The organism is Methylobacterium sp. 092160098-2, from assembly GCF_028920805.1.
In the GTDB taxonomy this organism is placed as follows: Bacteria; Pseudomonadota; Alphaproteobacteria; order Rhizobiales; family Beijerinckiaceae; genus Methylobacterium; species Methylobacterium fujisawaense.
The window spans coordinates 219676-241014 of sequence record NZ_JAQPZJ010000002.1 but is presented as its reverse complement, the minus strand read 5'-3'; the positions used below and the strand labels follow the sequence as shown (position 1 = coordinate 241014).

Here is a 21339-nt window from a genome sequence, read left to right as displayed (position 1 = left end):
TCTACGCCGGCGAAGGGCCGGATGCGCCCGGGGCGACGGGAGCGGGCTCGTCCGTCCGGTCGACGACGGCATAGTCGCCGTCGAAGAAGAGGCGCACCGTGTCCGGATCGCCGATCTCGATGCAGGCGAGGGCATCCTCCAGGGTCCGGAAGGACAGGCCGATTCCGGCGGCGGCGGCCTCCTCGATGGTCGGCAGATCGACCCGATGGGCGGCCAGAGGGACGATGCGGACCGCGTCCGGATATCTCGGCGACAGACGGGCGGAGTGGTCGTCGAGGATCGCGATCCCGGTCCTGCCGTCGTCGAACCGCCCGGATACGCCGCCCGCCTCCCGGCGGAGCGTCAGGACCGGGACCGGCTTCGCCTCGGTGCGGAGGGCGTCCCGGATCCGCTGATTGAGATTGGCCAGCGGCGAGCCCTTGAACACGGTGGTGCCGCTCGCGGCGGCCTCGCGGTGCCGCTCGACCATCGCGACCTGGCGCAGCAGGCCCAGGAATCCGGGCTCGTCGCGCAGATGCGCGAAGGCCGCTGCGGCGGCCGCGGCCGCCCTGCGTAGGTTCAGGGCGTCCCGGGCCGCGAGCGGCGGAACGAGACCGCCGCTCGCCTTCCTGCTGCCCGTTCTCGGCGTCGAGGCGTTCAGGAGGTACCAGTTGCCGGCGAGGCGCTCGATGCGCCGGATCTCGCTCGGCGCGATCGCGTCGAGATCGCGCGTGGCCTGCCGCGCGAGCCTGATGCGCGCGGCATCGTCGATCCGGTCGCCCGGCATCTCGGTGCTCACCCCCAGGGCTACGAGGCGCTCCCGGATCCGGACCAGATTGTGGGCAGCCGCATCGGCGCAGGAGACCGCCACGGTATCGGAATGGAAGGCTTCGGCGAGGATCGCTGTCGCAACCTTCGCCTCGGCGGCCACCTCGGCCACGCCTGTCAGGAGTTCCGCAAGGTCGTGCGCCCGTGCGTCGCCCGCGCCGTACCGATACAGCCCGACGAGATGCTCGAAGTCCGTCCTCACGAGATCGACCGCCTGCCGGACGGCGATGAACGGATCGCGGGACGCCTCGGCACGGATGCCCTCGACCTGGTTGGTCAGGCGCGATGCGATCTCGCGGCAGACGTGGAGGATCAGAAGGCGGCCGGCCTCGATGTCGGCCAGATCGGCGTTCGCGATGGCCCGCGAGATGCGCCGCGAAGTGGATGGGACGTCGATCTCGACGTGAGCTTGGACGAGGCGTCTCAGTTCGTCGTCGCGGAGATCGGCGTGCACCGGCGGCGGTGCGTCCGCGGCCGATACTGCATTCCTTCGGAAGGTGGGCGGGCAGTAGACGGCCACGGCATGGTTCCTTCGATACGTCAAGCGTGGACCACGCGCACGAAAGGAACAAGGCCGCTGTTGCGTTTGTCGGGCGTCCACGGAAGGAATAGCGCCGTTGTCCACCTGGATCGGGACGATTCGATGGAACGGAATGACGCGCCGGTCGGGCCGGGAGACGTCGTCGCACTTGTCGACGGCTCCTTCTTCATGCACCGCGCCTACCACCTCGCCGCCGGGGGCGATCCGGCGAAGAACCTGCGTCCGTCGGACGGTCTCCCGAACGGGGGCGTCCGGAAGTTCTGCGAGCGCCTGCTCTCGTTCCTGGAGGCCGGCTTCGGCGAGCACAGGGCCTCGCACCTCGCGATCGTGTTCGACCACTCGCGCCGATCGCACCGGCACGACCTCTATCCCGCCTACAAGGCCAACCGGGCGGAGACACCCGCCGATCTCGAACGGACGAAGCCGTTGTTCAGGGACGCCGTCCGGGCGTTCGGCTTCGCCTGCATCGAGGTGGAGAACTACGAGGCGGACGACCTGATCGCGACGTACGCGACCGCCGCGGCCGCCCGCGGGGCGCACGTGCTGATGGTCGCCTCGGACAAGGATCTCATGCAGCTGGTGGGCGGTACCGTCTACGCCTTCGACTTCGAATACGGCGTTCCCGGGCGGACCGGGCATCGTCCGGCGCGGCTGTTCGATCCGGCGGCCGTCGCCGCGGCCTGGGAGGGCACGCCGCCCGAACGCCTGGGAGACGTCCTCGCGCTGATGGGCGATGCGACCGACAACGTTCCGGGCGTGCCCGGGATCGGGATGAAGACGGCGGCGAAGCTGATAGCCGAGTACGGCGATCTGGAGACCCTTCTCGCCCGGGCGGGGGAGATCAAGCAGCCGGGCCGACGTGCGTCCCTGCTTGAGAACGCCGAGACGGCACGCCTGTCGCGGCGGCTCGTGGAACTCGACACCGGGGCGCCGATGCCCGTTCCGCTCGACGCCCTGCTGCTCGGCTGGCCGGACCCCGGCACGCTGATCCCGTTCGTCAACGCGATGGAGTTCGGCTGGTTGTCGCGGCGGCTCGGCCAGCTCTACGAGACCGATCCCGCCGCCTACCCGCCGGATCCGGCCTTCGCCGCGGAGCGCCCGGCACCGGCTTCGGGCATCGCGGCCCTGCGCTACGGAGCGGTCGTTCCGGCCGACGGCGGACAGCCGTTCTCCCTCGACACGCCGCACTGCGCGGTGACGGCGATGCCCCGATCCATGGCACACGTCGACGCCTGGGTCCGCTACGACTTCCGTCCGCCCGACGCGAGGGGGGCGGCGGCCGAGGGACACGAGGGCTGGAAGGTCCACGTCTCCGTGGACGTCGCCCGGCTCGCCGACGCATGGGACGCGATCCTGCCGATCGTCGCCGAGGCGCGCATCCATGCGAAGGTGGCCGGACCGTCGATCTCCGCGAAGCTCGGAGACGCGTCGCGCCGGCAGGCCGGCAAGTCGATCGTGCTGTACGCGGAGACGGCGCCGGATCCGGAACGGTGGGGTCGCATCCTCGTCGCCGTGGAGGAGGCGTTGGCCTGTGCCGGCATCCCGTCCGGCCCCCGGGTCGAGGGCGACCGCCCCCTTTCCGGATCGGCCTACATGCAGGTCCGCGCCGATCGCGACCGGGACGGCCGCTACCTGACAGGACCTGCGGCCTACAATCCGCTCGGCTGGCCGGATCCCTTCGAGCGCATCTCCGTGCGGGGCGCGCCGCGGCGCGAGGCTCGGGAGGATGCGCTGCGGTGCATGAACTTCGTGGTGCCCGGCTGGAAGCTCGAGGAGATCGGCATGTCCTGCGCCTTCCCGGCGGAGGAGGAGGCGATCCTCACGGCGCGGGCCATGTCCGTCTCCAAGCTGGACGTCCTTCACGAGGCGACCGTACTCTGGTTCGAGGAACTCGACGTCGAGGCGGTGGCCGACCGGTGGCACGACGTCATGGAGATCCGTCGGGCCGCCGAGATCGGGGCGCTCGTGCGCACCTCGCTTCCGGAGGGGGCCGTCGCGTTCTCGGTGCGACCCCGGACGTCGGGCGACCGCCCTCCGGAGATACGCCTCAGGTTCGCCGAGCCGGAGACTCTGGCCTGGGCCGCGGCCGCGCTACCCGACCTGCTCTGCGCCCCGGGCGGTCCGGAAGCCGGGATATCCAACGACGTTCTCTCGGTCCCGTACGCGGGCTGGCTCCACCGCGGCCCGACCCTCGACGACGCGCAATCGGCGCGCATACGCCAGCTGATCGCACCGGAAGGAACGACACCCGTCGTTCAAAACTCCTCGATGCGATCCGGACCGGTGCCGGGAATGGCGTGACAAAGCCTTCCGGGCGGTTGTGCGGCTCCGGTTTTGCAGCCATCTTCGAAGGAACGAGACTCCCTCCGGTTCGACCGTTCCTTCCGGCCTCCATGAGTCCGGGCTGGCGGGCCGGGTGATGGAGACCCGAGCCGGCCGCTCCGTCCCCGACGGCCGGCCGTCCGAAGCATAGGCAGAAGTCGGCGTTCGGATCGGCGATCCCGTCGGTTCGAAGCCGCAGGCGCGAGCGGCATGATCAGCGTATCTCCCAACTCGGACTACATCGACCGTCGCCTCGCGGCCGACTTCCCCGACGAGTACGGCATCGTGCGGGCAAGGCTCGATCCCGTTCTGGCGGGCCTCGCCCACGACCTGTTCCCCAGCCGGGACGCGAACGCTCCGCTGGCCGTCAGCGCGCTGGTCCTGAGCCGGTGCAGGCGCAACCTGATGCAGACGTATTGGGGCAGCTCGGTCGAGACCGCCGCGGGTGCCGTCTTCCTGGACGTCCTGAATTCCTCCGGCGGAAGCGAGGCGCCGACCGACGGCCCGGCAGCCCCCGGCGCGCGGCGAACACGGGAGGACGCCTGGGTCGGCGTCATGGCACGGCACACCCGCGAAACCTACAATTCCGGCTTCACCCGCGGATGCGCGTTCGGCCTCGGATTCTCGGCGATCGTCGCCGGCGCGCTGCGGTTGTCCGGTCTCCTGTGACGGGCCCGTTCCATCCGCTGCTGGACGGGCACGCGGCGATAGCTTGGGATCTCGACGGAACGCTCGTCGACGGCCCCAGGCAGGTCTTCCTCGGAGCCTACCTCCGGGGCAGGCGGGACAAGCGGCATCACCTCGCGACCTTCCGCCGGGCGTCCAGGCTCGAAGACGTCGCCGCCGCTCTTGCCGGGGTCGGCCTCGGCATGGATCTCTTCACGGGCGTGCACTTCTGCCCCGATCGGCTGCGCGATGCGTTCGACGACGGCGGCGACCCGGCGCTCGTACGCGAATTCCGGCGATGGAAGGGACGGGTGGCCGCGGAGCACGGATGCACCGTCCTGGTCGACGACGATGCGGATCTCGTCGGCGACGGCTGCCGGCTTCACGCCGTTCTCCACGTCGACAGCTGGTCGTCCAGGTTCCCGATGCTCCGGCCGGACCGGCCGCCGTGCCCGCCCTCCCCCGCCGGGACCGAACCCGAGGCGTAGGCGTCGCGCCGCGAGGCCGAAGGCGCAGATCCCATCGGCGTGGGTCTACCTGTGCTTGCGTGCCGGCCTGTTCCTTCGTACTCCCGTCCGTCAACGATCCGTCAACCATCCCGGAAGCACCGTCCGTTAACCCCTGCAACATGTAGTTGAGGCGCAGGGACGGGCGGAGCTGTAGAGGGAGGGATGCCCGGAGATCGGAGAACTCCGACTTCGAAGCGCCCTCCTCGGGTCGCTCGGAAGGGGCGGCGGGGACTGGATGACGGGGCGTACCTTCTACGAGTTCTTCGCAGGCGGCGGAATGGCCCGGGCGGGTCTCGGCTCCGGATGGCGCTGTCTGTTCGCGAACGACATCGATCCCGTGAAGGCGGCCGCCTACGAGACGAACTGGGGCGCCTCCGATCTGCGCCGCGGCGACATCGGCGACGTCCGCGCCGCGCATCTGCCTGGGCTCGCCGATCTCGCCTGGGCTTCCTTTCCCTGCCAGGACCTCTCGCTGGCCGGCAACGGCCTCGGTCTCGGTACCGACACCAACGGGAGCCGGACGCGCTCCGGCAGCTTCTGGGCCTTCACGCGCATCGTGCGCGAACTCGCGGACGACCAGCGCGCGCCCGGCACGATCGTGCTCGAGAACGTCGTCGGAATGCTCACCGGAAACGAGGGCCGGGATTTCGCGACCGTGGGCCGCGCGCTGGCCGATCTCGGCTACCGTTTCGGCGCCATCGTGCTGGACGCGAACCACTTCGTGCCGCAGTCCCGCCCGCGCGTCTTCGTCATCGCCGTCCGGCGGTTCGGCCGCGTGCCGCCCGAGCTGCGCGTGGATGCCCCCGTGCGGCCTTGGCATCCCGACGTCCTGGTGCGGGCGGTGCAGGGTCTCGACCGACGTACGGCCGACCGCTGGATCTGGTGGAATCCGGGCGCGGCTCCGACGCGGACCTCCGCGCTCTCGGACCTGATCTCGGACCGTCCGACCGGCGTCGTCTGGAACCTCGCCGACGAGACCGCCAAGCTCGTCGCGATGATGTCGGATCTGAACCTCAAGCGGCTGCAGGAGGCCAAGCGTGCCGGCCGCAGGATGGTGGGAAGCCTCCACCTCCGGACCCGCGCGACGCCGCACGGCCGCAAGCTCCGCGCGGAGATCAACTTCGCGCCGACCGCCGGCTGCCTTCGGACGCCGAAGGGCGGCTGCTCCCGCGCCCGGGTGATCGTGGTCGAGGGACGTCGCGTCCGGACGCGCCTGCTATCCCCCGAGGAGGGCGGGCGGCTGATGGGCCTGCCCGAGGACTACCGCCTGCCCGGGCACTACGAGCTCGCCTTCCAGGTGCTCGGGGACGGTCTGGCCGTCCCGGCGGTCGCGTTCCTCCGGGAAAGGATCCTCGACCGCATCGATCTGCCCGCGCGATGGCGGCGCGACGCCGCCTGGACCCGCTACCGGGCGGTCGAACCCTTCGGCCAGCCGATGCCGGAAATGGCCTGAGGCGCCGGGCATGGCTCAATCGATCCCGGCCAACCTCATCGAATGGGAGCGCGTCCTCTGCGCACGCTTCCTTCGCGTGCGGCCGGGCGGAGACGCCTCCCCGATCCTTTCCCTCGAGATCACGGCCTCCACCCTGGCCGAAGCCTGCGGTCTCGGGCTGGACCAGGGCCCCCAGGTCGAGGAGGCCTTCCGCAATTCGTTCCGGGAGAACGCGCTGCTCGCGGCGCTGACCCATGCCGACCACCCCCGGCTGGAGCGGTCGCAGGGCGTGCCCGGATGGTTCGTCTACCTCGCCATGACGCTGTTCGTGGACAGTCTCGTGGAGGAGACCGGCGAAGGCGCCTACCGCGCGAAGCTTAAATGGTGGCTCCCGTCCGACCGCTCGTTCTCGAAGCTCGAGGGCGTCGCGATCATGTGGCGGCGTCTGCGGGACTGGCTGGAGGTCCGCGCCGCCCGCGGCGAGGATTGGCGGCGCCTCGTGCTCCCGCCGGACAACGGCTGGACCCACATCGGCTACACCCGGAACATCAGTTTCCCGGCCAAGCGCGACGTGGCGCTGGTCGGCCGCTTCGTGGCCGGGCATCCGGAAGCCCTGGAGCAGCCGCTCGCCCTCCTGCGCACCTTCTCGACGGTGGCGCTGGGCGCGCGGGCCTCGCACGGGCTGCGCGGAGCCTTCGAGGATTTCCGTCGGGCCTACATGGGTAGTGCCCGTGCCCTGGCCGATCACCGCTTCTGGCGCTTCGTGCTCGCGCAGGCCGCGGCGTCCGGCCGGGCCCGGGCCGGCTCCGTGGCGGTCTGCGAGATCCGCTACGGCGAGGACGGCGAGCGGGTCTACCTGGTGGAGGGCGCGGACGGGTCCCGCATCACCGCACCGGATCTCGCAGCCGCCGCCAAGGCGCTGGACCCGCATCCGTCCGTCAAGGCGGGGTACGTTCCGTTCCTGCAGATGGGGAACGCGAGATGGCGTTCGGCGACGGAACTCGCCGAATGCCGCGGCTACGTGCGCCTGGGCATGTCGGACCGGCTCCGCGGCCTCGTCGGGGACCGGCTGGGCAAGGTCGAGCCGACGGGAACGTGGTGGATCGCGTCGAGGAGCATGCCTCTCGCCGTGGTGGTGGCCGTGCTCGCCGACGCGGGGGTCGTCGCGCGGCCGTCCGGCCGGGTGCTTCCGGTCTCGATCTTCGACGGCGTCCAGACCAATGACATCTGGCTCGGGCGGCCCGCCTTCCTGCCGCGCATCTCGGCGGACGCGCTGGATCCGGTGATCGACGCCGAGCCCGGCGCCCGCGGCGACGTCGAGGCCGTCCAGGACGAGGATGCGCCCGGCATCCACCTTCTGCGTTCGGAGGCCCCCGTCGGCGGGACCTTCCTAATCTCGTCGCCGGTGGCGGGCTGGTCGAGGCGCGTGACGTTCGCGCCCGAGGCGGTACCGCACCAGGATCTGTCCGGCGCGAACGCGGATTTGCCAGCCCTCGACGACTGGAGCGCCGTCGAGGCGGCCGCCGGGCCCGCGACCCGACCGACCCCGTCGGGGTGGGCCGAAACCGACCCCGATCTGTGCGATCTTCTCGAGGCGGTCTACGCGGGCGGACGCGCGGGCTGGGAGGAGTTCGACCTCGTCGAGCTGATCCGACGCGGCATGGGGGGACGCGTCGGGCCCTGGACCATGCTGCGGTGCCTGCAGGATGCCGGGATCGTCCGGCCGCGGCTCAGGCGGCAGTGGCGGGGCCGCGTCTGGACGCTCGAACCCGTGGGCCTGCACGACGCCGGCGGCGGTACGGTGATCCTCTCCGGCGCCCTGTGCGAGCGGATGCAGGAGGAGTTCCGGCTGGCCTCCGCGGCCCTCGGCGGCGCGCCGTTCCGCAACACCGGCCTGTCGCCGGCATCCCCGCCGGTCGTCGGCTGCGTCGGCGTCCCGCCGTACGTGCTGTCCGAACGCCTCGGCTGGCCCGTGCACCCGGCGGCCGCCGTACCGGCCGCGGTTCCCCTCGCCCTGTCGACGACCCTTCGTCGCACGGACGGATATCGCGTCGGCTCGCATTGGGACTGGGATGCCGGCCGCTTCGTGTTCGGGCCTTCGCAGGCCGATCCCGCCGCGGCCGTCGCGATCGAACGCTACGTGCACGCCGGCGCCCGCGACCACGACGTCTTCGTCGCGCGTTCGCACGACAGGGCCAGCTACCATCTCTCGCGTTCGGCGGCCGTGCTCGCCGGCCACGCGATGGCCGGCCGACCGCTGTTCGAGCCGCGTGAAGGCGTGCTGGCGGTCCACGGACACGACGGGCTCCTGCCCGACGCCCTGTCCCGCGAACTTCGTTTCCGCCACCTGACGAACCCCGGCCCGGTGGGCGGATACTACGTCTACCCCCTCGGCGCTGGCGACCTCGTCCGCCTCCGGCTGCTGCTGCCGGGATTGACGCTCGGCGACGCGATCTCCGATGGTCCGTCGCCGGCCGCCGTCGCGAACACCGTCCGGCGCTCGGGCGGACGGGATCGCTTCCTTTGGTCAGAAGGGCGGCTCTCGTCCGTCCGCAACCGCCAGGCCTACCGATGACGGGTGGAACTGCACCGGCCGCGTCCCCGGAGCGCTGGTTCATCGGAACCAGCACGCGCTCGCGCGACGCCACGGCCATGATCGCCATCAAGGGCGAACGCGGTGCCGACGGTTCGGCCGCGGCGATCGACGACCCGCAGAAGCTCTTTCCGAACAACGGGGAGGTCGAGCTGCGCGGACACGCGGCCCTCGCCCTGAAGACCGGCGACTGGCTGCTCGTGCGCACGGCCCGGAACGACCGGCACCGGTCGCAGGCCTCCTTCAAGGCCGTCGGGCACCGTCGCCTCGCGGCCTTCGCGGACCTGTCGCGGCTCGGCTCGGCGGAGGCCGCCCGCCGTCTCCTCGTCGAGGACGGCTGGGGCGACGGGTCCGCGGGCGAGTGGGCCTTCAGGGTGGACGCCGAGCACGTCGTGCGTTTGTCGCTGGCATCGAACGGACAGGGCCTGTTCAAGGCCGCCGGCCCCGGCATCGAGGCGCTGGCCGCCTGTCGCTTCGATCCCGCGCGGGTGGTGGACTTCGCCGCCGCCGACGACGTGGCGCGATACTACGACGTGACGGAGCAGGAGCAGATCTCGACCTACGACTGGTCGGACGACGCCACGTACATCGACCGCATCGTCCGGGCGCTGGCGGACGGCGACGCCTCCGACAACACGCCACTGCGGATCGCGCGCTGGCTGCGGGACCACGCCGACGCCCTGGCCGACATCTCGGATTCCGGGGTGGCGCAGGAGATCCTTCGGTCCCGGGCGCTGGCGAACCGCCTGTCCGCGCGCCGGGATCTTCTCGACAAGTACTTCTCGGCCGTGCGGTCCGATCCGGAGATCTACGCCCTCGTCGCGCGTGCGGCGGAGGAGGCGGCCGCCGCCGAAGTGCCGGAGATCCGGGCCCGGCTCGAAGCCGACCTCGCGGAGGAGGTCAGGGCCGGTCGCGACGAGAAGGAGGCGGAGGTCCGCCGGTCGCTTGCCCAGCTCGAGCGGGATCTCCTGGAGGACCTGGACCGGACGATCGAGGCGAAATCGGCCCAGGCCGACGCCGAAATCGCCGAGCGCAAGCGTACGGCCGACGCGGCCGTGGACGCCGGGCTCTCGGAACGCCGCGTGGCTCTCGAGCAGGCCGTCGCGCGGCTGGACGGCAGGCTCGCCGCCGGCGAACGGGATCTCGCGGCGGCGACGGCGGATCTCGAACGCCGGCGGAGCGACATCGAGGCTCTCGGGACGGTCGAGGCCGAGGCCCGCGACCGCGCCGAGCGGTCGCTCGCGGCCGCCGAGGCGGCGGCGCGGGAAGCGGCCGCCCGCGAGGAGACCGCCCGGGAGCAGGCCGCGCACGCGGCGGCGGCCGGCGGCCGTTCCGATGCCGCAACCGTTCAACGGGCGGTCGCGGCCTTGCCGACCCGTTTCGCGGCGGGCGGGGAGCTTCTCTCGGGAAAGGCGTTCACGGAGGCGGTCCGCGGTTCGGGGCTGCTTTCCGAAAAGGGGCGCACGGCGCTGCTCCAGGCGGTGGTTCTGATGCTCGCCGGCGAGGTCCCGATCATCCACGGCGACGAGGCGGCGGATCTCGTCGAGGTCGCGGAGAGCCTGCTGTCGGGAGGTCGGACGGCTCGGCTCCAGGCGGACCCCACCGTGATCTCGATTGAGGATCTCTGGACCCGGCCCGGGGCTTCGGTACCGACGCCGCTCCGCGAGGCCGTGGCCTACAGCTCCTCCGACGACGGCGGCACCGTCCTCGGCGTGATCGCGGACGCCGACCGGTCCGCTCTGCGGTTCTGGCATCCGGCCGTCGCGGCCGCAGCGAGACGTGGCGACCTGCCGCGCCGTCTGCTGCTGTGCTGCACGGTGGCGAAGGTCGATGCGGAGGAGGTCGAGGCGCTCGGACGCGACGCCTGCCTCGTGGATGCGGAAGGCTCCATCGCGCCGGGCGCCTCGGCCGCGGCCGCGCTGCTTCTCGGTCCCGCGTCGCCCAAGCTGTCGGCTCTCGATCCGACCGATCCGCCCGCCGACATGAAGGCGACCGTGTCGAGCGTCTCCAAGGTCGGCTTCCCGACCCGGATCGCCCACGCCCGACGCCTCGCGCGCATCTGCGCGGAGGCGATCGCGCTCGAAATGGACGCGGGTGAAGTCGAGTCCCTGCTGTCCCGTCTCCGCGCCGCCTGGGAGGGGCGCCCGGAGGCGGCCCCGACCATCAAGCTCGTCACCTCGAACAACTGAAGCGACCAGAGCATGCTCGATCCCGTCGGCGGCTGGAGCCGCATCAAGGACTTCTTCACCACCTACCTCGAGACCGCGTTCCGGATCGCCGACGTCGGCACCGCGGCGGCCCGACGGGAGCTGCTCGCGCGCCGCGACGTGCTCGCGACGGACCCGTTCGTGGAGCCGGTCCTCCGCTACGTGGCCTCGGAACGCTACCTCGAACAGCTGATCGACGACGATCCCGAAGGCATCCTGAAGCCGCTGAACCGCGACGAGCGCGTCGCCTTCGTCGAACTCGCCCTGGCCGGGCTGTTCGATTCCGAGCCGGCACCCGCCGGATCCGAGCTCGCGAGGAAGTCGCGCAACCGGCCCTACCTGCACCAAGTCAGGATGCTCCAGCGCGGCCTCCTCGCTGGCCATCCGGGCATCGTCACGTCCGGCACCGGCTCGGGCAAGACGGAGAGCTTCATGCTGCCGACGCTGGCGGCGATCGCGTCCGAGGCCGCGCGCAGCTGGAAGGCTCCCGACGCGGACTACCTGGACGACCGGTGGTTCGACGACGACAAGGCCGACTGGACCGCCCGGCGTACGGGTGAGAACCGGCCGGCGGCCGTGCGCGCGCTCGTGCTGTACCCGATGAACGCCCTCGTCGAGGACCAGATGGTCCGTCTGCGGCGGGCGCTCGACTCCGACGCCGCCCGGGATGCGATGGACAGGCACCTGGGCGGCAACCGTATCTTCTTCGGCAAGTACACCGGCGAGACCAAGGTCACCGGCTACGCCCGGCATCCGCGCCGGAGCGCCGACCCCGAGGAGAAGAAGCGCCGCCGGCGCCGCCTCAAGGAACTCCGCGCCGTGATGCGGCAGTACGACCAGGACCAGAACGCGGCCCGCGCCCACGATGCCGCCGCCCGGGCCCGTGCGGCAGCCGAAGGCAAGGACGCCCCCGACCCGACGCGCTTCATCTTCCCCGCCGTCGACGGCGGGGAGATGCTGTCCCGCTGGGACATGCACGCCACCCCGCCCGACATCCTGGTGACCAACGCCTCGATGCTCGGCGCCATGCTGTCGCGCGAGGTCGAGGACACGATCTTCGACCAGACCCGGGACTGGCTGCTCTCGGACGAGAACGCCTACTTCCATCTGATCTTCGACGAACTCCACCTCATCCGCGGATCCGCCGGCACCGAGGTCTCCTTCCTCGTCCGATCCCTCATCCAGCGCCTCGGGCTGGATCGGCCCGAGCACCGGCACAAGCTCCGCATCCTCGCCTCAAGCGCCTCGCTGCCGATGGACGGCGAGGCCGGCCATCAGAGCCGCCGTTATCTGCGCGACCTGTTCGCACCCTTCGGCACCAGCACCGGCGCGGGCGACGAGGGCAGCAACGATGAGGCCTTCTGGCTCGACTGCATCGTGCCCGGCCGGCCGGTTCTTCCCGATTGGGACGGCGCGAGGCTCGCACCCGAGCCCTTCGTGCGCCTGCTCGAGGCTGCCGGCGGGGCCGGGGCGTTCGTCGCCAAGGTACCGGAGCGAGCCGCAGGGGATCCGGATCCGGTCCTCGACGCCCTGAGGGAGGCGGCACGCGCGATCGGCGTGGCCGACGATCTCCCGAAGATCGACCTCGGCAGGTCCGTCGCCACCAAGGCCGCGGAGATCCTGACCGGCGCATGCCGCGACGGGCAGAACGTCCGGGCCACCTCGGTCCGCGTTCTGTCGGAGAGGATCTTCGGCACCGACGGCGACGACGATCGTGCCCTGCGCGGGCTGATGCTGGCCCGTGCGCTGCCCGAGAGCGGCAACTTCAGGACCAGGGTGCCGGACGGAACGCCCTCCTTCCGGGTCCACACCTTCATCCGGAACGTCGAGGGTCTCTTCGGGGCGCCGGCGACGCAGGGCGGCTCCGTGACCTTCTCCGATCTGACGATCGAGCGGGGCCTGACGCACGGTCGCTCCTCGAACGGCGGCCGCGGCCCGCGCCTGTTCGAGATGATCTACTGCGAAGCCTGCGGAGAGGTCCTCGTAGGCGGGCAGCGGGGAGTGCCGTCCGGTTCGCACACCGAGGTCGAGCTGCTGCCGTCGTCGGCCGACCTCGAAGGCCTCCCTGAGAAGGGGGGCACCGAGTACTACGACCGCATGACCTTCGAGCAGTTCGCGGTCTTCTGGCCTCGGACCGACGCGCCGGAGACGTCCGAACGCGGATACGACCAGTGGGACCGGGCCGTCCTCGATCCCGGCACCGGCGTGGTCGTGGTGGGCGGGCAGCCCAATCCGGGGCAGATCGACGGGCACCTCTACTACCAGCGGGACGCCGCCTTCCACGATGCGAAGGGCAACGTCATCGGCCGCAGGATGGCCCAGCCGTACTGCTGCCCGAAATGCGGGACGGACTATTCCAACCGGCCCAGGAGCAACCGGTCGCGCTCGCCGATCCGCGCGTTCAGGACCGGCGTGTCGAAGGCTTCGCAGCTCGTGGCCACCGAGCTGTTCGAGCTCCTCCACGCCGTCGGCGCCGAGGCCAAGAGCATCGTCTTCTCGGACAGCCGGCAGGACGCGGCCACGCAGGCCCTGGAGATCGAGAGGCTGCATCTCCGAGACCTGCGCCGCGAGGTGCTGGTGGCGGTGTCCCGCAGCTACATCGACCACGAGGCGGCCGGATACGTTCCGCCGGCCGATCGTCAGGCGCGCATCGTCGACCTGTCGATGCGGGTCGCGTCCGGCGACATGTCGGCCGTCGACGAACTGACGGCCTTCTCGGCCCTGACGAGGCGCTGGGACAGCGACGAAGATCTGGACATCCCGAACAGGAAGGTCCGCCTGGACCGCCTCTTCCAGGTCGGCGGAAACGCCGGCGGAGCGGTCTCGAACCTCGTGGCCGAATACGTCCGGCTGGGGATCCATCCCTTCGACGAGGTCGGCCGGAAGAGGTTCATGGACCGGCCCTGGTTCGACGCGTTCGAGAAGCACGGCGACGAGATCCGCTTCGCCCGCTGGCTCAGCCAGCAGGACGTGGGCCAGCTCCAGAACCTCATCCACCGGCAGCAGGACGAGCTCTCGGACGACGTGGTGTTCGCCAACACCTTCTTCGCCCTTGAGGAGACCGGCCTCGCCTACCCGTCGCTCCAAAGGGGCGTCGGGCCCGACGTCGACGCCCTGGACGCGTGGCTGCGCGTCTTCGCGGGGGCCGGCCGGGTCTGGGAGAACAAGTGGTTCGACCGGCAGGGATTCACCCAGTGGACCAAGGGCGGCAACCAGATCCGGGAGACGAACAAGGTCGCGCGCTTCGGTAGGGCCCTGTACGGGACCGGCTGGCGCACGCGGGTCGACGACGTCCTCGAGGAGTTTTCCGACCTCGGTCACCAGCTCGGCGTCGTCAGGGTCGGGCACGTCTTCCTGAAGGTGACCCGCGAGGGCGACAGCTTCTGGCGGTGCGGGAACTGCGAGCGCGTCCATCTCCACCGCGGTCTCGGGCGGTGCACCCGCTGCTACGATCCCCTCGCCCAGGCGCCGACGGGCCAGGTCGAGGAGCTGTGGAACGCGAACTTCCTGGGCCGGCGGATCGTGCGCGGGCACGACGAGAACGTCCCGCGCTTCCGCCTCAGCTGCGAAGAGCTCACCGGGCAGACCGACGACTTCGCCGACCGCCTGCGCAAGTTCAAGGCGATCTTCGTCGGTCAGGTTGGCGAGGTCGCCAAGCTCGCCTCCGAGATCGACATGCTCTCTGTGACGACCACGATGGAGGTCGGCATCGACATCGGTTCGCTGCAGAGCGTCTATCAGGCGAACATGCCGCCCCAGCGCTTCAACTACCAGCAGCGCGTCGGGCGGGCCGGACGACGCAATCAGGCGTTCTCCTTCGTGGCCACCTTCTGCCGCGGCCGGTCGCACGACGCGTACTACTTCGCCCATCCGGAGGCGATCACGGGCGACGCTCCGCCGCCGCCCTTCCTGGCCGTCGACCACGATCCGATCCCCCGGCGTCTGCTCCGCAAGGTCTGGCTGCGGGAGGCGTTCCGGATCCTGCGCGCGGAGCGCCACGCGGCCGGTCTGGTCTACCCGGGCGACACGCTCGTGCCGCCCGACGTCCACGGCGAGTACGTGAAGCTCTCCGACTACTACGACGACGCGGCGACCGACTGGCCGGCGCTCCTGCTCGACGCCCTCGAGCGGACGGTCGCCGTGCGCGACAGCTTCGTCGAGGTGGCGTCGGACGACATCGGACCGCGGGCCGGCCAGCGTGCCCGGCTCGCGGCCTTGACGCCCGCCGCGCTCGTCGCCGAGATCGAGGCCCTGCGTGGAAGCCGACCGCTCGCCGACGGCGGACTGGCGGTGTTCCTGGCCGAGCGCGGTCTCCTGCCGATGTACGGCATGCCCACGCGCGTCCGGAACCTCTACATCGGGCTGGAGAAGACCGAGAACGTCCGGGACGAGTGGTACTGGTCCACCATGGACCGCGATCTCGAACTTGCGGTCTACGAGTACGCACCCGGCGCGATCCTGACCAAGGACAAGCGTCGGCACCGCGTCGTCGGGTTCACTGGTTCGATGCTGGAGCCGCAGGTGCGCGGAGCCGACATCGACCTGATTGCGGATCCGAACTGGTACGGCGACGAGACCCACGTCGCGATCTGCGGCACCTGCGGCTCCGCCCGTCACGAGCAGGGCATGCCTTCCCAGCCGGTGACGTGCCACGATTGCTCGGACACGGTCGATCCGGACCGGTTCAACCGGTACGTGACGCCGAACGGCTTCAGGACCGACTTCAAGGCCGAGGACCGCGACCTCGACGAGATCGGGACGATGACCTTCCGGACCGTCGCGACCGTGCTCCAGCAGGGCACCGCGGTCGATCGGGGCAACCTGAGCGTCCGGCGCGGGGCCGGCATCACGATCATGCACCTGAACGACGGCGTCGAGGACGACCAGGGGCAGCTGTCCTTCTTCGAGACCCAGATGGCCACCGACAGGTCGGTCCCGATCCCGGGCCGGGGGCGCCCCGCGCAGCTGCAGGAGCAGGCGATCTCGACGGACTTCCTGCTCCGTCAGGGATCGCGCTTCTCGGCCCAGGCCGGAACCGTAGAGCGGTTCGGCCTGATGTCGCGCAAGGAGACGGACGCGATCTATCTCGAGCTCACGGACTTCGATCCGCGGCTCTCGCTCGATCTCGTCGCGAGGAAGGGCGACTACTTCCACATCGGCACCCGCGCGGCCGCCATCAGCGCCACGCAGATGCTGGTGCAGAAGGCAGCCCTGCATCTGGACGTCTCGCCGGAGGAGTTCGAGGCGCTCGAACCCCGCCGACGGGACCGGCGCCCGATGCTCCAGATCGCCGACGCCCTGATCAACGGATCGGGTCTCTGCCGCCGGCTGGGACAGGAGCGGGCGTCCGACGGGCAGATCGAGATCGTCCACCTCGCCAGGGAGATCCTCGACGAGCCCGGGAAGTGGCCGCAGAGCGCGTTCATGGCCGTCGACGCGGAAGGCAGCCACCAGGAGCGGTGCCAGACGGCCTGCTACAAGTGCCTGCAGAAGTTCAACAACCGCCGCTATCACTCTCTGCTGGATTGGAGATTGGGTCTGGCCTACCTGCGGGCGATGACCGTCCCCGGCTACGCCTGCGGCCTCAATCCGGGCGAGGAGAGCCTGCCGGAGATCGACGGGTGGCTGGCGAGGGCCCGCGAACTCGCCGCGTCGCTGAAGGGGATGCGGCCGCGGATCTACGACGTCGACGAGGTCGGCCGGACGATGAAGCTCCCGTGCATCCTCGAGCGGAACACCGCGGGACGCGTCGTCATGCGGTTCGTCATCGTCCACCCGCTCTGGCGGACGGACGCCGACCTTCCGATGCGGCTCCTGGGGTCGCTGGGCGGGCCGCCGACCCGCTTCGTCGACACCTTCGACCTGGAGCGGCGTCCGCTGCAGGCCATGGAGAGGGCGGTGGACCGGCCACCGGCACCGTCGATGACGATGCACGGCGCGGCCGCCTGAGACGGTCGGTCCGACCCCTCAGGCCGGGCCCGGCACCCCCGGACGGTTGTCGGGCCCGGTGCGCGGGAGTTCGAGGGCCTGGAGCCGGTACCGGAGGATGTCGTGCCGATCGAGCCAAAGGCTCCGTTCGTCCGACGGCTCGGCCGCCGCGATGCCCTCGGCGAGCCGGACGAACGCCGAGGCCGCCTCCCGCCTGTCCTGCAGGTCTCCGGGAGGCGGCGAGTTGACCAGGGCGTGCCAGACGCCGATCGACGCCGGGTCGAGCGTCGGCAGCACCCGCGCCGCGGCCGCGGCGGCGTCGCGCACGTCCGTCCGGCACAGCACGTCGAGGTCGTCGCGCCCGCCGTCGACGACGTCCGCATCCAGGTGGAGGATCCGCGCCGAGCGCCCGGCGATCGCGGTCTCGGCGCGTCCCGAGGTCGCCCTCAGCTGGGCCTCGACATCCTCCAGCCGGTCGAGCGCGAAGCTCGTCGTCTGGGCCCGTGGTCCGCGAGGAAAGGGATCGAGACCGATCGTCCCCTCGAAGATCCGCCAGACCGGCAGAGGCATCCGCATCCATACGCCCCCGGGGCGGATCACGAAGTTCTCGCGCGCGACCCTCCGGAGGCGGTCGGGGAAGGCTCCGTCGAAGGAGTACCGGGCCCTGAACCTGTCATCCATCGGGACGGGGGTCTGTTTCAGGGGATCGAAGGGGAACGCTTGGCCGGTCGCCGCGTGAGGCTGCCGCCATCCCAGGTCGAAGTTCGGATCGCCTACGAGTTCCGCCCAGTCCGCGAATGCGCGAAGGGATACCAGCGCCAAGCCGGAGGACCGATGGACCACCCCCGGCTGGTTCAGATGGTGGACGCCGAGAATGTGGTCCGGGGCGAGGAAGTCGTCGCCGGAGCGGAGATAGTCGAGTTCTCCGATGCTGTCGTAGCCGTGCCCCCGACCGTAGAAGAGCCGGCTCACCGGCCAGACGTCGCCGAAGCGAGCCCCATAGGGAAGCCTGCGGCCGGAGTCGATCGGTATCTCGACGTCCAGCTCCACCATCAGACGGTCGGCCGCCCCCGTTCGCCGATCGACGACGTCGCAGGGTGCCGGAATCCGGGCTCGGTACAGCGGAAGATCGGACAGGAGCATCTCGCACACCTCGCCCCATGGGTAGGGAGCAGCGGCGCAAGGGGCAAACGGCCCCTATCCCGCGAGCCTCGCATGCCAGCGGCACGGCGGTACGTATGCCTGGACCGGGACCGCACACGGTCGGAAGGCCGCATCCAGCACCTCCTCCGCGCGGGCGACCGAGCGCCGTCCGAGGACCCGTAGCAGTTCGACCATCAGTGCATCCACCAGGACCGGATCGGCACCCATGCCGGAGGCCCACCCGTCCTCCGCCGGAACCGCCGCCGGATCGTACCCGGGCAGCCCACCTTCGGGGGTCAGCAGTCCGACCCGACGGAGCACGTCGCGGTAGGGTGCCCTGAGGTCCGGATGCGCCTCCAGGATGGCGACGACCGAGGCCTCGACGGGATCGGTCCGGATCGCCTCGCCGGTCGCGAACCGCGCGGTCCCGCCGAGCCTGCGTTCGATCTCGACACCGTAGTGGCGGCGGACGACGGGGTGTCGGATGCGTGCGAGCGCCGCCCGCAGCGACGCCTCGACGCCGGCCGCGCGCTCCGGCGTATCGACGGCTCTGCCCGCCGTCTCCCGGCGCCAGAGGGCGTCGACCAGCGGTTCGGCCTCGCGGAGGGCGGCGTCGAACTCGTCGACCCTTCCGGCCTGGACCAGCGCGTCCGGGTCCTGCTGCGCGGGCAGGCGCGCGATGCGGACCGATCGCCCGGGCTCGAGGGCTTCGAGCGCGACGTCGATCGCCCTGTGGGCGGCGCGCAGACCCGCAGCGTCCCCGTCGAAGCAGAGCACGGGCTCGTCGTCGAGACGCCATGCCAGCGCGAGCTGCTCCCGGGTCAGGGCCGTGCCCATGGTGGACACGGTCCTGCGGCGCTCGGCTCCGTCGAGGGCGACCACGTCCAGGTAGCCCTCGACCACGACGAGCCTGCCGGACGTGTCCGGCTGGGACCGCGCGACAGCGAAGTTGTAGAGGACCTGCCCCTTGCGGAAGACGGGCGTGTCGGGGGAATTCAGGTACTTCGCCGCCGGCCGATCGCTCAGGGCCCGGGCGCCGAAGCCGATCGTCCGCCCCATCGCGTCCGTGATCGGCAGGGTGATCCGGTCGCGGAAGCGGTCGAATTCAGAGAGCTCGGTCGTCCCGCTGCCCACCAGTCCCGCGTCGGCGAGCGTTCCGTCGTCGAAGCCGAGCCCGAGAAGATGATCGCGCAAGTCGTTCAGGCCGGCCGGCGCGTAGCCCATGCCGAACCTCTCGCGCGCCGCGTGGTCGATGCCGCGGCGGTCCAGGAACGAGCGCGTGTCGTCCCCCTCCTCGTCGGCGAGACGCGCGCGGAAGAAGGTGCCGGCGGCCTCGAGGGCGTCGAGGAGTTCTCGCCTTCCGCTCCGGCCGACATGGGCCTCGGCCGGTCCCGGAGGCAGATCGATGCCGGCCTCGGCCGCGAGGGCCTCCACGGCCTCGGGGAACGTCAGCCCCTCGGTCTCCATGAGGAAGGTGAAGACGTCTCCGTGGCGCCCCGACGAGAAGCAATGATAGAAGCGCTTCTGATCGTTCACGCAGAACGACGGCGTGCGCTCGTGCTGGAACGGCGACAGTCCCTTCCACTCGCGTCCCGCCCGGACGAGCGAGACGCGGCGGCCGGCCACCCGGGAAACCGGAACCAGGGATCGGATCTCGTCCAGGATCTCCGTGGTGAAGCGCATGCCGTCGGACTTTGGAGGGCGGCTGAAGGTTCGCCGTTCACTATGAGATCAAAACGTGAACAAAACCACTCCGTTCCTTGGCGCGGACTGCGCAGCTGTGCCGCGGCTGCGCGTCCCCTGCACGGGCGTGCGCAGTGGTGGTGCTGGACGGCTATCGCGGCGAGACCCGCGGAGCGAGATCGGCGGCGATCCTGGCCACCTGATCCTCGTAGTCGCGTTCGGCCTCCTCCAGGGTCGGGTGACCGTGGAATTCGCTGGTCCCCCGGCAGTCGTCGTCGGGATTGCAGTCGTAGTGCGTGACCACGGCGTACTGGTCGCCGCCCTGATGGGGGACGACCAGCGCGACCTCGATCGGGATGCCGTTCGCGTCGAACCCGGTCGCACGCAACGTGTTCGGATATCCCATGCGCTCGGCGACGGCACGGTCGAATTCGGCTGCATCGGACATCGCGGGACCCCGGTCGTTCTTCGATCGGGCGAGGATGGCCTGGTCCCGGGAAAGATCAAAGGCGCCCTCCGCCCGCGCATCGCAGACGCGCTGGATGGATTCCGTGCCTCAGGCCGCCAGGAAGGCGTCCGCGACGCTAACCGCCGGCCCGGTCAGGAACTTCGAGCGCAGCTCCTCGTCCACGAAGACGCCGTCCAGCCGCATGGCGCTGGGCTCGATGCCGTACACGGCATAGCCGAGACGCTCGTACAGCCGCCGCGCCGGATCGTTGTGTGTCGCGACCGCCAGGGTGATGCGCGTGGCTCCCAAGGCGCGGGCCGCTGTCTCGGCGCGTGCCACGAGACCGGCCGCGACGCCGGCCTGCCGATGTCCGCGCACCACGAACACGGAGGACAGCTTCGCGATGTGGGCGCATGGCGGGCGCTTGGGCGTCAGCGACGCCATGCCGACGAGATCCCCGCCGAGGAACGCTCCGAAGGTCGCGGTCTCCCCGTCCTGCGCGAGGGCCGCCTCGTGATCCGCGACCGAACGGGCGGCGGCCCGGTCGAGCTCCTCGGCGAACGTCAGGGGGGTGGTCGCGATTGCTTCGAGCCGCAGCCCGCGGTGGGCCCCGGCATCCGAGGGCACGAGGCGCCTGATCGCGTAACGAGCGTCCACTGCCGGTCTCCGTGAAGGAACACCAACGTGGCCGTTTTCGATCGCACCGTCTACCCTCGAAGGAACGGAAGGGATCGGTCGATGCGTGCACGTCTGCAGGGTGGGGAGTTCGTCGTGGAGGTCGACAGGGAAGAGGTCGAGGAGTTCGCCTCGCACTGGCCGTGCTCGAACCTGACGACCACCGCGGCCAAGGAGTTCAGCTTCTCCGCCGGGAACGGCGACCTGATCGATGCGTGCACCGTCAGCGACGGGCAGCGTCTATCGACGCTGGAGGACGACGGGCCGGCTTTGGCGGCGCTGGCCGAGGAGGCGCTGCTGTTCGGCGCCCGGACCCTCGATCTGGGGTCCGTGCTGGAGATCCGCTTCCCGCACGAGACGGCAGCCGCGCCGCGTCCCTGATACG

Annotated in this window: 13 protein-coding genes; 8 read left to right on the top strand and 5 right to left on the bottom strand. The window is 70.9% G+C overall.

Translation table 11 applies throughout. The features are described from left to right. Position 1 precedes the first annotated feature (1 nt). A complete protein-coding gene (locus PQI07_RS26455; protein WP_274928017.1) occupies positions 2-1261 on the bottom strand; it encodes a hypothetical protein in 1260 nt (419 codons plus the stop codon). 189 nt (positions 1262-1450) lie between these two features. On the opposite strand from PQI07_RS26455, the gene PQI07_RS26450 reads away from it, so the two are divergent. The 7 genes from PQI07_RS26450 (at position 1451) to PQI07_RS26420 (ending at position 17026) form a co-directional block, all read left to right on the top strand. Next, positions 1451-3649, top strand: a complete 2199-nt coding sequence (locus tag PQI07_RS26450; RefSeq protein ID WP_274928016.1) for a 5'-3' exonuclease H3TH domain-containing protein — start codon at positions 1451-1453, stop codon at positions 3647-3649. A 231-nt stretch (positions 3650-3880) separates the two neighbouring features. Then, positions 3881-4339: a hypothetical protein gene (locus tag PQI07_RS26445; protein WP_274928015.1), complete on the top strand. Its 459-nt coding sequence runs from the start codon at positions 3881-3883 to the stop codon at positions 4337-4339. Further along, complete coding sequence (locus PQI07_RS26440) at positions 4336-4824, top strand: hypothetical protein (RefSeq protein WP_274928014.1); 489 nt, start codon at positions 4336-4338, stop codon at positions 4822-4824. The genes PQI07_RS26445 and PQI07_RS26440 overlap by 4 nt, the downstream gene beginning before the upstream one ends. Before the next feature lie 256 nt (positions 4825-5080). Further along, positions 5081-6298, top strand: coding sequence for a DNA cytosine methyltransferase (locus PQI07_RS26435; RefSeq protein WP_274928013.1), 1218 nt, complete (start codon positions 5081-5083; stop codon positions 6296-6298). Positions 6299-6308: 10 nt separating this feature from the next. Continuing rightward, positions 6309-8852 (top strand): hypothetical protein, encoded by a 2544-nt coding sequence (locus PQI07_RS26430; RefSeq protein WP_274928012.1) that lies wholly within the window; start codon positions 6309-6311, stop codon positions 8850-8852. Continuing rightward, positions 8849-11059, top strand: a complete 2211-nt coding sequence (locus PQI07_RS26425; protein WP_274928011.1) for a coiled-coil domain-containing protein — start codon at positions 8849-8851, stop codon at positions 11057-11059. The genes PQI07_RS26430 and PQI07_RS26425 overlap by 4 nt, the downstream gene beginning before the upstream one ends. Before the next feature lie 12 nt (positions 11060-11071). Further along, positions 11072-17026: a DEAD/DEAH box helicase gene (locus PQI07_RS26420; protein WP_274928010.1), complete on the top strand. Its 5955-nt coding sequence runs from the start codon at positions 11072-11074 to the stop codon at positions 17024-17026. A gap of 18 nt (positions 17027-17044) precedes the next feature. On the opposite strand, the gene PQI07_RS26415 is transcribed toward PQI07_RS26420, so the two are convergent. The 4 genes from PQI07_RS26415 to PQI07_RS26400 form a co-directional block, all read right to left on the bottom strand. Then, entirely contained in the window at positions 17045-18058 is a 1014-nt protein-coding gene (locus PQI07_RS26415) for a hypothetical protein (protein ID WP_274928009.1), read from the bottom strand. Between the two features lie 144 nt (positions 18059-18202). After that, positions 18203-19831 (bottom strand): DNA primase, encoded by a 1629-nt coding sequence (dnaG, locus tag PQI07_RS26410; RefSeq protein ID WP_274928008.1) that lies wholly within the window; start codon positions 19829-19831, stop codon positions 18203-18205. 151 nt (positions 19832-19982) lie between these two features. After that, positions 19983-20279: a hypothetical protein gene (locus tag PQI07_RS26405; RefSeq protein WP_274928007.1), complete on the bottom strand. Its 297-nt coding sequence runs from the start codon at positions 20277-20279 to the stop codon at positions 19983-19985. A 108-nt stretch (positions 20280-20387) separates the two neighbouring features. Next, positions 20388-20936, bottom strand: a complete 549-nt coding sequence (locus tag PQI07_RS26400; RefSeq protein WP_274928006.1) for a GNAT family N-acetyltransferase — start codon at positions 20934-20936, stop codon at positions 20388-20390. Positions 20937-21017: 81 nt separating this feature from the next. On the opposite strand from PQI07_RS26400, the gene PQI07_RS26395 reads away from it, so the two are divergent. Then, positions 21018-21335 carry a hypothetical protein gene (locus PQI07_RS26395; protein WP_274928005.1) on the top strand — a complete coding sequence of 106 codons (318 nt, stop codon included), beginning with the start codon at positions 21018-21020 and terminating at the stop codon, positions 21333-21335. Positions 21336-21339 lie beyond the last annotated feature (4 nt).